The sequence below is a fragment of the Kordiimonas lacus genome, from assembly GCF_001550055.1.
In the GTDB taxonomy this organism is placed as follows: Bacteria; Pseudomonadota; Alphaproteobacteria; order Sphingomonadales; family Kordiimonadaceae; genus Kordiimonas; species Kordiimonas lacus.
The window spans coordinates 137,776-150,857 of the sequence record NZ_LRUA01000006.1; the positions used below are offsets into that span (position 1 = coordinate 137,776).

Genomic DNA, 13,082 nt, shown 5'->3' on the forward strand with positions numbered 1-13,082 from the left:
TGTTGTATTTAGGTCGCAACGGTAAAGGGCTGTATTACGCCCTTAGGTAAGCAATCTCGCGGGAAAAGGCGGGTTGTTTCGGGCGCATAATGTTGCAAGTTCCATGTAATTTCAGGCGGCTGACCGAGGCGCAATCCTTGTGGCCGGTCGGCTGTGCCACAGGGCAGGGTTGCCTACCTCGCGGCGGCCACGGGCAGCGCCATAGTGACGGCGGGCCAGCTTTTGAACGGCCTGAGCTTGTGTTACATCCAGATCGCAGTCTTGCATCAGGGCCCGAAACTGTTTGGGATTGGCGAGATGCAGTGTCTCCCGTACGTCGGTCAGGGTTCTTGATGACAGGACGGCAAGTGTACTCTCGAGGAACGCAAGGCAGCCACGGTCAGCCATCCCCAACATCAGGTCTGGGGTGAGCTTGCCCGCTTGGCGCAGATCGATCACATGGGCATGTATCTGGCCGGGTGCCGCATGACGAATTCGGCGCCAAATTGTCTCATGCTGGCTGTTGATGGCAGCTGATTTCGATATCTGTGCCTCGATGCCATAGGTGTCGCAGAGTTGCCTTTGAAAGTCGTCGCTTACCTGCTGAAGAATATGGGTGACAACCGAAAGCGCCAGGTTTGGGCGTCCTACGACGGCTTCGATGACCCGCCTGTTGTTGCCAAAATGATCCAGAAGGAGAGAGGCCAGGCTAGTGTCGATCGCGACGCTGGGGTTGCAGATCACCGTAAGGGCCGCATTGTCGTTGGCGTGGCAGATCAACTGGCGGCAGGCCTTTATGCCGAGGTCGGACCGAACCGCGAGAGCAAGATGGGCATTGTCGCTGAGGAGGGGGATCAATTCAGCCATCAGTGCGTCCGACAGAGCAGGCGTCACGCGCAGGAAAGGCACTGCAATCTCATCCACATCGCAGGCGATTTTCACAGCAATCGATTTTGGCAGCTTCTTATATTTTCGAAGTTCAAAGGCGAGGGTCTCCCGTACCTCCAGGCAAAGATCGGACACCAGGGCTTCAGCGACGCGCTGGGCCGCAAGGTATTTGTCCTTGTTGCGTAGTTCCGGGGCAAGCTGCTCGCCAGCCTTGCGGGCAAGGGCGATACGCTCTTCAACAGCCAGGCTGCTGATGCAGTCGCTGGCTGTTAGGTTCTTCTGTGTGTCTCGTTTTTCGGACATGACATCCACCTGCATTCTACCTGCGTATCACCTGAGCCCCGTTGGATCCTGACCACCATATCAGGATAAACCTATACGCGAAGCTATAAAAAAATTAGGCGGGGAGGTTGTGCTGTGCCGCGTCAACGATAGGTAATTCTTAAGATATAGGTATTAGCTTGGTCGGTGCGCAATTGGGGCGTGGAGGGAAAGGACTGCCATGAAGGCATTTCTTTACGGAATATTTGCCCTGTTTGTTTTGGGCGCTGTTCAGCTCTGGCCCTCAAAGGACGGGATGTGGCTCGTCCAACTATCGCCCCTCCGCAGCGACGCTCAGGCGGTTTCCCAGCTCTTTGGGATGCCGGTAGACCTTGTTGATGTCGTCGATAAAAACTCGTTTCTGATCAAACCACATGAAGGTGTGTCGCCAGGACTTTTGATCCGACACGGCGCGATTCTAGTAATAGAGGCGCCCCTTTCGTTCGGGTGCGTGCCCATCAACCAAACTGCTGCGTGGCAGGCAAAGGTAAGACCATAATGGATATCATCGACAATATTCGGGCAACTTTTTCGCGGTTCCTGACATATGCGCTGGCAGCGCATGTGCTCTTGGTCGTGGTTGCGGCCCTATCTCTGGGACAGGATGTTCTGGTACCAACGATTTTGGCTGCGCTGCTTGCCGCTGTGCCGATCGTGATTTACTGGCGGTTGGGCGCTTCACAGTTGCAGAGGGAACTTGCGGGTACATCGATGGTGCTGTTTGCCGCGCTGCTGGTTTATGTCTTCCGCGGACACCCCTGGCAGATCGACATACATATGTATTTCTTCGCGGTTCTTGCGCTGCTCACGGGCTTTTGTGACTTCCGGGTGATCATCGTGAGCGCGGCCGTCGTGGCGGTCCATCACCTTCTTTTCAATTTCCTGGTGCCAACCTGGGTGTTCCCCGAAGGCGCAAACTTCTGGCGCGTGGTGTTGCACGCCGTTGTCGTGGTGGTTGAGGTTGTCTGCCTGATTTGGCTGAGCCAGAAACTTGTCTCGTCCTTCCGTCAGGCCAGCCAGGCGCAGGGGAAGGCCGAAGATGCGGCAAAAGATGCGCTTGTGGCAGCCGAGGACGCCGAGAAGATGCGTGCCGAAGCCGAAGCAGCGCTTGAGCAGCTCAAAAGGAATGAAGCTGAAAAAGAGGCAATGCAGCAGCAGGCTGCAGAAGAACGTCAGGTAGCTCTCGAACGGGCCGCCGCAGAGCGGCTGGAGGCTGCCAATGATTTCGAAAGCTCGGTCAATACGCTGATTGCGGAACTGTCCGCGTCAATCGAAGACCTCGGGGGCAACGCCCATTCGCTGCAGGAAGCCGTTTCGATTGCCGACGACAGGGTTGGCAGTGTCAGCGATAGTTCAAGCCGCGTGAATTCCAATGTGAGCACAGTTGCTGCCAGCACGGAGGAGATGTCAGCCACGGCGCAGGAAATCTCCCGTCAGGTCGTTCAGACAACCAAGGTTGCGACAGAGGCCGCGGACCAGTCTGAGGTCAGCGAACAGGCCATCAAGGAATTGATGCAGCGGTCAAACGAGATTCGCAACGTGATCGTGATGATCAGTGATATTGCCGAGCAGACCAACCTGCTGGCCCTGAACGCAACCATTGAGGCCGCGCGGGCAGGGGAGGCCGGCAAGGGCTTCGCCGTTGTTGCCAGCGAAGTGAAAAGCCTTGCAAACCAGTCGGCCAAGGCGACCGAGGAAATCGAAGGCCTGGTTGAACGGATCATCAAGGCAACAACGGCCGCTGAGGACGCCAACAAGAACATCGTAAGCATCATCAACAGCGTTCGGGACAATACCAACGGCATAGCGGCGGCAGTTGAAGAACAGTCAGCCTCCACCCAGGAAACAGCGCGGGCAGCGCAGGTGGCGGCGGAGGAAACCGCGGGTGTCGATGAGGCCGCCGCCGAGCTTCTGGCGATCGTTTCAACCGTATCGAAAACGTCACAGCATTCAGCCTCGCTGGCGGAAGTTCTGGGCGGCAAGATCCAGGAGGTTCGCGACCGGGCCAACGCCTTTGTGATGCAACTGTCGAAAAGCTGAGGCAGCCAGGACAACCCCAGAAAAGAAAAAGCCCGGAAGCAAAACTTCCGGGCTTTTAAAATTGGCTCCCCAGGGCGGATTCGAACCACCGGCCAAGCGGTTAACAGCCGCTTGCTCTACCACTGAGCTACTGGGGATCATGGTAGAAGTTCGGGGCGTCAGGAGTGTGTCTCCGTGGCCGCGAATGGGTGCCTTTATACTCATATTTTCCAGCGTGCCAAGCACAAATTTACATTTTTCTTGTGGTCATGTGAAAATACCTTGAAACGCTGGGGTTTAAACGGCTTCATGGGGCCAAAGCGTGAGAGGGGACCGATGACCGAAGAAGAAAACAGCTGGTTCTGGCAGGACTATTGGCAGCAGGGGCAGCTGGCCTGCTGTCTGGCCGATGACCTGCGCGCGGGCTATGACGGCGTGCTGGCGGATGCCTGGGTTGATTTCTTCGAGTCTCTGGCTGGCGGTACGTCCATCCTGGACATATGTACAGGTAATGGCGGGGCGGCGCTGTTGGCTGCGAAGGCTGGTCACAATTCGGGGCGCGCATTTGATATTCTGGGTGCTGACCTGGCCGCGATTGAGCCGATGGCCTATGTGCAGGCAGCCCCGGAGTTGATGCGGGCCATCCGGTTTGAAGGCGGCGTGGATGCGGCCGCGCTACCCTATGAGGATGCGCAGTTTGACGCAGTGATCAGCCAGTTCGGTATTGAATATGCCGGGCTGTTGCGCGCCGGACCTGAAGCCGCCCGGGTGCTGAAAAGTGGTGGCCGGTTGCGCTTCGTTATCCATGCCGCGCAGGGCATCGCCGAAGCCGGCGCACGGGAGGAGCTGGCGCTGGTGCCCACCCTTGGGTCTGCCCACCTTCATGATGCGCTCAGGCAGGCGCTCATCGCGGTTGATTCCCTGACGCACGGCCACGGCACCAGGCCTGCGGCGGACGCGGCTGTCGAGTATTTTGTCGGCGAAATGGAATCCCTCGACGCGCGGCTGAAGGATCACCCGAACCAGGCAACGATCCTGACGCTCGGGCGGCGGCTCCTTGGCCTTTTCGAATCCATGGAAACGGTACCGGTGCCGGATATTCTGAAGAAGGTCGACGCGTCGGAACGGTCCGTGGAAGCGCATCTGTTGCGGCTCGAATCCCTGGCTGCGGCCGCAGCCAATGAAGGTGACATCATCGCCGCCATAGACGCCCTTGAAACCGCAGGCATGGGCGCCGGGTTTCACGCGCTGATGGACGGCGCTGACATGCTGGCCTGGGTGATTGAAGGCCAGAAGGCCTAGCCGGGCAACGAAAAAGGGCCTGGCTGAATGTCAGCCAAGCCCTTTGCTATTTCTAGCTAAATTCTGGAGGCGCGAACCGGAATCGAACCGGTGTACACGGATTTGCAATCCGCTGCGTCACCACTCCGCCATCGCGCCTCTCGTGGTGGTCCGGAACGTATAGTCAGACGTATCAGATGGGTCAATAGCTTTTTAGCGTCTGGTTTTCCTTGTCGGCCTGCCGGTAACAAATTTTTGCAGGCAATGTTTTTTTAAGGCATTGTCGCTAAACAGGAATGAGGCAGAGGCGGCAACAGGCGGGAATGAGGCGTGGACCATAAAATCCTTATCATTGATGACCTTGAGATCATGCGGACGATGCTGTCGGGCATCGCCAAGGAATTTGGCGAGGTCGTGACGGCCGCGACAGGCAAGGACGGCCTGATCGCGGCGCTTGAACACAAGCCGACGCTGATCCTTTTGGATGTTGTCCTGCCGGATATTGACGGCTTCAAGGTATGCGAAGCGCTGAAGAAGGATTACCGCACCCAGCATATCCCTGTAGTGCTGGTGACCGGCATGGAAAAGGACGAGGACGCCGAATCCAGGGGCCTGACCATCGGCGCGGCGGATTATATCCTGAAGCCGATCAAGGTGCCGGTGGTGCGCGCCCGGATACAAACCCAACTGACGCTGGCCGAGAAATCCAAAGCGCTTGAAGAGGCCAACAAGGAACTGACGCATCTGGCCATGACAGATGCACTGACCGGCTGCTTCAACCGCCGTTACTTCATGAATGCCGCCGATATGGAGCTGAGTCGCATGAAGCGCCACGGCTACCCTGTTGTGGTGGCCATGATTGATGTCGACCATTTCAAGCGCATCAATGACCAATATGGCCATGAAGTGGGTGACGAGGTGCTTTCCGTGGTAGCCAAATGCTGTGACGAGACGGTGCGCTATGAGGACACACTCGGGCGTTTGGGCGGAGAGGAGTTCGCAGTGCTTCTGCCTGTGGCCGACGCTGAAGGCGCTTACGGGGTGCTGGAGCGCCTGCGCCAGACGGTTTCCGACCTGACCTTTCCGAATGTCCCGGACCTGAGGGTGACCGTCAGCATCGGCATTGCGGAACTCACGGGCGAGGATATGTCAATCGACGCTGGGATCAAGCGCGCGGACGAGGCCATGTACAAGGCCAAGAAGGCCGGTCGCAACAAGGTTGAAATCGCCTGAACTGTAAATGCGTTCCCGTTGGCGTGGCGCCATCCTTCTGTCGCAAAAAGCGGTCAGATCGCCGCAGGGCATGGTGCCGTGCGCGCGTACTATGATAAATCGTGCCATATAAACGCCGAATTTATGGGTTTTTTGCGTGAAAACGCGTTGCTTCATGACGCCTTGCTATTTATAAAGCGGCGAGATCGTCACTGTAGATATTAATATAGAGGTTCAAACCGTGACCCAAGCAGCAGTCGCCCGCAGCCACATGATCGATTGTCAGCTTCGCCCCAATGAGGTGAATGACGAGCGTATTATTTCTGCCATCGAAGGCGTTGCGCGTGAGCTTTTCGTTCCGAAAGCCAAGCGTTCCATCGCCTATGTGGACGAAGACCTGGATATCGGCGAAGGCCGCTTCCTGATGGAGCCCATGATTTTCGCGCGTCTCGTGACCGCCGCAGAAATCGGCCCCAAGGACCTGGTGCTGGATATCGGTTGTGCGACCGGCTATTCCGCGGCTGTGATCGCCAACCTCGCCGACGCTGTCGTCGCGCTTGAGGAAAACGAGAAATTCGCCACGGCAGCAGAAAAGAAACTGTCTGACCAGGGTGTGATGAACGTGGCCGTCATGAACGGCAAGCACCGCGACGGTGTGGCCAAGCAAGGCCCGTTTGATGTGATTATCATTGAAGGCATGGTTGAAGACGTCCCTGAAGCGCTGGTGCAGCAGCTTAAGGACGGTGGCCGCCTTGTATGCGTGAAGCTTGAAGGTGGCGTGGGGCGGGCCCATATCGTGAAGATGGAAGATGGTGTCGCATCCGTGCGCAACCTGTTTGACGCGAATGTGCCGCTTCTGCCAGGCTTTGAAGTAGAAAAAGGTTTTGTATTCTAGGGCTTGATTGGATTTAGGTTTTTTCCAATCACGCTAGAGTTGATATCAAAAAGGTGATAAAAACCGAATACCCCTAAGGGTCAGACAGAAAAATATACAGGAAAAAATGAACCTGGAACTCTGCGGCCCGTCAAATAAACAGCGAGGAAACAAGGAGAATAAAATGAAAAAGGGGATTGTATCACTGCTTGCGGTGACAACTGTGCTCATGGGAACTGGGGCTGTGTCGGCAGAATCGCTTGAGGAAGCGCTGGCGGCAGCTTACGAGAGCAACCCACAATTGATGGCCCAGCGTGCCGCGCTTCGTGCGACGGACGAGGGCGTGTCCCAGGCCAATTCAGGTTTTTTGCCCAACCTTTCTGGCACTTATACCTATTCGGAACGTAAGGGTACTCAGGGGTCTGGCAGCGTAGTAGACACAATTGACACGCAATCGGACACATACCAACTGAGCCTATCTCAGAACCTGTTCAACGGCTTCCAGGATCGGCATGCATTGCGTGGCGCCAAAAACTCAGTAATGGCTGGTCGCGCTCAATTGCAATCCGTTGAGCAGCAAGTGCTTCTTGATGCTGTGACCGCCTATATGAACGTGCTGCGTGACGAAGCCGTTGTGGACTTGAACAAGAATAACGTCCAAGTACTGGAGCGCCAGCTTCAGGCCAGCCAGGACCGGTTCCGAGTGGGTGAAGTAACCCGCACTGATGTCGCACAATCAGAAGCACGTCTCGAAGGAGCGAAATCAAGCCTGCTTACAGCAGAAGCAACACTCGCTGCCAGCCGGGCGCAGTATCGCCGCGTCGTTGGTCATACGCCTGCAGGGCTTGACACGCCGACTGGCCAGCCGGCTCTTCCTGCGTCGCTGGATGAGGCAATCGAAATCGCTATGGAAATGAGCCCCGGTGTGATTGCTGCCCGCTATAATGAAAAAGCGGCGAATGAAAGCGTTAAACAGGCACGCGGTGCCTTGTTGCCGTCTGTTGATGCTTTCGCTCGTTGGGACAAGAGTACGACCGACGGAAATGCTGCCTTTACGCTTTCTCAGAGTGATGAAACGCGCATTGGTGTACAGGTGTCGGTCCCGATCTTCCAGGGTGGTGCTCGTTATTCATCCGTCCGACGAGCAAAGCAAACGCGCAGCCAGCGTCTGATGGATATCCGTCAGGCTGAGCGTGTGGCACAGGAAAATGTGTTTGTGGCATGGGACCAGTACCGCGCGGCCGTTGGCCAGATCAAGTCGACCGAAGCGCAGGTTCGTGCCAGCGAGATCGCGCTTGAGGGCGTGCGTCAGGAAGCCTATGTGGGTTCGCGCACAACCCTTGATGTGCTGAACGCCGAACAGGAACTGCTGAACGCCCGGGTGGCGCTTGTTCGTGCCCAGCGTGACGAAGCCGTAACGGCCTACAGCCTGGTGTCTGCGGTTGGCAAACTGACCGCCAAAGACCTGCGCCTTGGCGTCGCTGCCTATAACCCAGAGCGCTACTATGACAAAGTCGACACCAAATTCATCGGTACCGACATCGAATAGAGCGACTGGCACATAAAAAAGATTGAAGGGGTCCTTGGGCCCCTTTTTTATTGCCTACCGGTTCTTTTCACCCCCATACCGGGTCGGGGTCGTTGCACTTAACCGCTTTTGTGCGCTTAAGAATTATTGACACGGGACTCGCTTAACGGTACCTCTGGTTTAGGGAGTGTTAACAGTGGCTGGTCAATGAGCGATAACGCATCTGAAGACGAACCGACTATGGAAGAGATCCTGGCGTCTATACGCCGGATCATTTCTGACGAGTCGGAGGAAGAGGCAGCGGAACCTGAAGTCGAGGAAGACTTCGAGGAAGCCCCTACGCCTGAGCCCGAGCCGGAGCCAGAACCCGAGCCAGAGCCCGAGCCTGCTTTCGAGCCGGAACCTGAGCCGGAACCTGAGCCGGAACCTGAGCCTCTCCCCGAACCTGAGCCCGAGCCTGAGCCCGTTTACGAGCCCGAGCCTGCGCCTGTTCCGGAGCCGGAACCAATTCCAGAGCCTGAAGAGGAAGATGTCTTTGAGCTGACTGAGCTTGCGAGCGAAGGTGAGGTTGAGGCAATCGTTTCGCCACCGGTAGAAACCAGGACGGCTGAGAGCTTCGCGCACCTGACCCAGATGATGGTGGCTGGCTATGAAGGCGCTGACAACACACTGGAATCGCTCGTGCGTGCCATGCTCAAGCCTATGCTGCAGGGCTGGCTGGATGAAAACCTGCCCAGCATCGTGCAGGACGCGGTGGAGCGCGAAGTGGCGCGGATCGCCCGCCGCAAATAGGCATAATCACCAGAGATTGACATCAGGGCGCCTGAAGGCGCCCTTTTTTGTGGCCTTGATGCGGAGAAGGGACCCTAGTCGGGGACGACTTCTGTGTCCCTGCGCAGCACAATCGTGGGTGTGGCGCTGATCCTCGGTGGGAAATCCTTGACCTTGAAATCCTCATTGCCTGGTGTGTAGATCACCTTGTTGCTGATCTGATAGGCATCATTGAAGGACCGCACCCGCGGGTTCAGCCACAGGCTTTCTCTATTCAGGTCAACGGCATAGCGAAAGGGCAGCAGCATGCTGGCGCCGATGATGCCTTCCCGGTCGTCTGTTTTTTCCGGCGCATGAGGGCCGATGAAGATCGGGATGTTCTTGAACAGCAATCGCCCGAATTTGATGATGCCGTAATAGATCACGCCCTGATTGTTCGCCAGCATCTCCTCCCGCTCACCGGGATCGGTGGCGCGGTTGAAATGCCCGGTATCCCACAGCACAATGCCGCCCGGATAGCCGGTGTCCAGCAGGAGCTTCTTCGACGACGGGTGAGGCTCCCATGGCAGACGGGACCGGTGCAGCAGGTAGGGCGTATCGCCGTCCATATAGAGCTTGTGACGATACTTGAAGCGATCACCAATGGTGCTGCCGGGCTGGATGATTGCCATGGTCTGCTTGGACGGGATGACCTCAATAATATAGGCCTTGAAAAAGTCTCGGCCCAGGATGCCCTCGATCTTGAAGCTGAGGTCAGAAGAAATCTCATCCCGGTTATCGATATAAAGGGTGTTGTGGCTGGTGAAGCGAAAATCACCGGCGGTGAATTCAACGGACGAAAGACGGTAACCGGTCGTGGCAGTTCGGAACGCCGGGAAATTGATGTCTATGGATTTGCCGGCCCTCAGGGTGCTTTCCGGCAGGCCCGGGTTCTTGAACAGAACGCTGGTGCTGGCGCCCGTGTCCAGCAGCATGGTCACGGGTGTTCCGTTGACGTCCAGCGTGACATGCACCCGGTTGTTTATGATATCGATAGGCAGGCGGGCCAGGACACCGATGTCTTCGGCAAGAATGGCCTCTTCCGGGAGGTCGGCATCAGCAGGCGTGTCCTGCGCAGAGGCCGGCATCGGCGGCGCCACCATGGCAAAGCAAAGGAGCAGGCCGCCAAATGCAATGCCAGACCGGAAAGTCCCCCTTAATGCCTTGTAAAACCCAATCATTTCTACAGCCTACCGGAATACTTATGCGAATTAAAGATCAACCAAAGCTATAGCGCCTATTGCTGTGACGCCCGGCCGTCGCAATTTTGGAACAGATGGCGCTGAAAAGAGCAAAAAACATATGATTTGGGCCGATTGAGGGTTTCGTTTTTTCCCGTTTTTGTGCATTGTGCGGCGCTGTTTTAAGGAATGAAAACGGATGGTGTGCGCGCCGCGTGCATACGTCCCGAAAAATAACGGATTTTTTGAGATGTTGGATAAGACCTATTCCCCGGCGGATATTGAAGGCAAATGGTACGAACATTGGGAAACGTCTGGCGCATTCAAGTGCGGCCAGCGCGCTGATGCCGAGCCCTATGTCATCGTCATGCCTCCGCCGAATGTGACAGGTAGCCTCCACATGGGCCATGCGCTGGATAACAGCTTGCAGGATGTGCTGATCCGTTTTGAACGCCTGCGCGGCAAGGATGTGCTGTGGCAGCCAGGAACCGACCATGCGGGCATCGCGACCCAGATGGTTGTCGAGCGCCAGATGGACGCTGAAGGCGGGCCAACGCGCCAGGAAATCGGCCGCGAGGCGTTCCTTGAGCGCGTGTGGAAATGGAAAGCGGAATCCGGCGGCACCATCACGGGCCAACTCAGGCGCCTGGGCGCGTCGTGTGATTGGTCGCGCGAGGCCTTCACCATGGACGAGCCGCGCTCAAAGGCCGTGATCCAGAAATTTGTCCAGCTCTATAAGGAAGGGCTTCTCTACAAGTCCCAGCGCCTTGTGAACTGGGACCCGAAACTGAAGACCGCCATTTCCGACCTTGAGGTGGAGCAGAAGGAAGTTGACGGCAACTTCTGGCATTTCCATTACCCGATCGACGGCGAAGAAGGCCGCTTTATCGAGATTGCGACCACGCGGCCCGAGACCATGTTGGGCGATACGGCTGTGGCCGTCCACCCCGAGGACGAGCGCTACAAGGATCTGATCGGCAAGTTCGTCAAGCTGCCGCTGGTGGGTCGCCTGATCCGCATCGTGGGCGATGAGCACGCAGACCCGGAGCAGGGCACCGGTGCCCTGAAGGTCACGCCTGCGCATGACTTCAATGACTTTGAAATCGGCAAGCGCCATGACCTGGAGATGATCAACATCTTCGACGAGAACGCCTGCATCAATGAAAACGCGCCTGAAAAATACCGCGGCATGGACCGGTTCACAGCCCGCAAAGCCATCGTGGCCGACATGGAAGCCGCCGGTTTCCTGGTGAAGGTTGAGCCGCACCGCCACATGGTGCCGTATGGCGACCGTGGCGGCGTAGTGATCGAGCCGTGGTTGACGGACCAGTGGTATGTGGACGCGGAGACCATGGCGAAACCGGCCATCGAGGCGGTTGAGAGTGGCAAGACCAAATTCATCCCGAAGAACTGGGAAAAGACATACTATGAGTGGATGCGCAATATCCAGCCATGGTGTGTGTCGCGCCAACTGTGGTGGGGTCACCGTATCCCGGCCTGGTATGCGCCGGACGGGTCTGTCTTCGTTGAGGAAACCGAAGAAGCCGCCTATGAGGCCGCCCGCGCCAAGCTGGGCGCTGACGTGACGCTGACGCAGGACACAGACGTTCTGGACACATGGTTCTCATCCGCCATGTGGCCCTACAGCACACTGGGCTGGACCGGCCCAGAGGACGCTGATCTGGACACAGTGAAGAAATATTACCCGAACACCACGCTCATTACCGGCTTTGATATCATCTTCTTCTGGGTTGCCCGGATGATGATGTCCGGCATTCATTTCATGGGCGAGGTGCCGTTCAAGGATGTCTACATCCACGCGCTGGTGCGCGATGAGAAGGGCGCCAAGATGTCCAAGTCCAAGGGAAATGTGATTGACCCCTTGGAGTTCGTTGAGAAATACGGCGCCGATGCGCTTCGTTTCACCCTGATCGCCATGGAAGCCCAGGGCCGCGACATCAAGATGAGTGAAAAGCGGGTTGAAGGCTACCGGAACTTCGGCACCAAGCTTTGGAACGCCGCGCGTTTCTGCGAAATGAACGGCATTGCGGGCTCGGATAGCGTCGAGGCGCCTGAGGCGACGCTGGCAGTCAATAAATGGATTATTGGCGAGGTGACCAAGGCGGCTGAAGGCGTGACCAAAGCGCTTGAGGCCTTCCGCTTCAACGACAGCGCCGACGCCATCTATCACTTCACCTGGGGCACTTTCTGCGACTGGTATGTGGAGCTGATCAAGCCGGTCTTCTGGGGCGAGGACGAAGCGGCGAAAGAAGAGACCCGCAAGGTTGCCGGTTGGGTGCTGGACCAGATTCTGGTGCTTCTGCATCCCTTCATGCCGTTCATCACCGAAGAGCTGTGGCACGCCACCCGCGATGACCGCGCCTATGATTTGATCCAGGCGGCGTGGCCAACAGTGACAGCCGCGAACGAAGCCGCGGGCGAGGAAGTCAACTGGGCCATCAAGTTCATCTCGGAGGTCCGCTCGACCCGGTCAGAGATGAACGTACCGGCAGGCGCCAAGGCAACCGCGCTGGTGGTTGGTGCGTCTGACGCCACCAAGGCCCGGCTGGAGAGCTTCCAGGACATGATCTGCCGTCTGGCGCGCCTTGAGAAGGCCGAAGCGGTTGATGCGGCCGAAAGCAAGGGGGCTGCCCAGCTTGTGGTGGACGAAGCAACCGTTTACCTGCCACTCGCGGACCTCATGGACCTGGACGCTGAGAAAGCCCGGCTTGATAAGAACCTTGAGAAGCTCTCGAGAGAGGCGGGCTCGCTCAAGGGCCGCTTGGGTAATCAGGGCTTTGTGGCCAAAGCGCCGGAGCATGTAGTGGCGGAAGCCAAGGAACAGCTCGCAGACCTCGAAGGCCAGATCGAAAAGGTCAAGGCCGCGCTCACGCGCCTGGGCTGAACCAGCTCAATATAACAAATTCGGAAGGGGCCCTCTGAGGCCCCTTTTTCTTGGCCTGCCCCCGAAGCCTTCCTTCCATTGTGT

10 protein-coding genes and 2 tRNA genes are annotated in these 13,082 nt (G+C 57.2%); 8 read left to right on the top strand and 4 right to left on the bottom strand.

Features of this window, described 5'->3' with window-relative positions; translation table 11 throughout:
• Positions 1–111 precede the first annotated feature (111 nt).
• Complete coding sequence (locus tag KORLAC_RS08755) at positions 112–1,170, bottom strand: DUF2336 domain-containing protein (protein ID WP_160328619.1); 1,059 nt, start codon at positions 1,168–1,170, stop codon at positions 112–114.
• A gap of 199 nt (positions 1,171–1,369) precedes the next feature.
• Here KORLAC_RS08755 and KORLAC_RS08760 point away from each other — a divergent pair, with 199 nt between their 5' ends.
• A complete protein-coding gene (locus KORLAC_RS08760; RefSeq protein WP_068305554.1) occupies positions 1,370–1,687 on the top strand; it encodes a hypothetical protein in 318 nt (105 codons plus the stop codon).
• Positions 1,687–3,228, top strand: a complete 1,542-nt coding sequence (locus KORLAC_RS08765; RefSeq protein ID WP_068305555.1) for a methyl-accepting chemotaxis protein — start codon at positions 1,687–1,689, stop codon at positions 3,226–3,228. The genes KORLAC_RS08760 and KORLAC_RS08765 overlap by 1 nt, the downstream gene beginning before the upstream one ends.
• Positions 3,229–3,290: 62 nt before the next feature.
• On the opposite strand, the gene KORLAC_RS08770 is transcribed toward KORLAC_RS08765, so the two are convergent.
• Positions 3,291–3,365, bottom strand: a tRNA-Asn gene (locus tag KORLAC_RS08770).
• 178 nt (positions 3,366–3,543) lie between these two features.
• Here KORLAC_RS08770 and KORLAC_RS08775 point away from each other — a divergent pair.
• Positions 3,544–4,509, top strand: coding sequence for a methyltransferase domain-containing protein (locus tag KORLAC_RS08775; protein ID WP_068305556.1), 966 nt, complete (start codon positions 3,544–3,546; stop codon positions 4,507–4,509).
• Between the two features lie 64 nt (positions 4,510–4,573).
• Here the strand turns inward: KORLAC_RS08775 and KORLAC_RS08780 are convergent.
• A tRNA-Cys gene (locus KORLAC_RS08780) sits at positions 4,574–4,647 on the bottom strand.
• 171 nt (positions 4,648–4,818) lie between these two features.
• Here KORLAC_RS08780 and KORLAC_RS08785 point away from each other — a divergent pair.
• From KORLAC_RS08785 to KORLAC_RS08800, 4 genes are all read left to right on the top strand, one after another.
• Positions 4,819–5,721, top strand: a complete 903-nt coding sequence (locus KORLAC_RS08785; RefSeq protein WP_074519301.1) for a GGDEF domain-containing response regulator — start codon at positions 4,819–4,821, stop codon at positions 5,719–5,721.
• 220 nt (positions 5,722–5,941) lie between these two features.
• Positions 5,942–6,595 (top strand): protein-L-isoaspartate O-methyltransferase family protein, encoded by a 654-nt coding sequence (locus tag KORLAC_RS08790; protein ID WP_139167432.1) that lies wholly within the window; start codon positions 5,942–5,944, stop codon positions 6,593–6,595.
• Between the two features lie 163 nt (positions 6,596–6,758).
• Positions 6,759–8,123: a TolC family outer membrane protein gene (locus KORLAC_RS08795; RefSeq protein WP_068305559.1), complete on the top strand. Its 1,365-nt coding sequence runs from the start codon at positions 6,759–6,761 to the stop codon at positions 8,121–8,123.
• A gap of 186 nt (positions 8,124–8,309) precedes the next feature.
• Complete coding sequence (locus KORLAC_RS08800; RefSeq protein ID WP_068305561.1) at positions 8,310–8,894, top strand: DUF2497 domain-containing protein; 585 nt, start codon at positions 8,310–8,312, stop codon at positions 8,892–8,894.
• A gap of 74 nt (positions 8,895–8,968) precedes the next feature.
• Here KORLAC_RS08800 and KORLAC_RS08805 read toward each other — a convergent pair whose 3' ends face one another.
• Positions 8,969–10,093, bottom strand: a complete 1,125-nt coding sequence (locus tag KORLAC_RS08805; RefSeq protein WP_068305563.1) for a retropepsin-like aspartic protease — start codon at positions 10,091–10,093, stop codon at positions 8,969–8,971.
• 250 nt (positions 10,094–10,343) lie between these two features.
• On the opposite strand from KORLAC_RS08805, the gene KORLAC_RS08810 reads away from it, so the two are divergent.
• Entirely contained in the window at positions 10,344–12,998 is a 2,655-nt protein-coding gene (locus tag KORLAC_RS08810) for a valine--tRNA ligase (RefSeq protein ID WP_068307089.1), read from the top strand.
• The last annotated feature ends 84 nt before the right edge of the window (positions 12,999–13,082 follow it).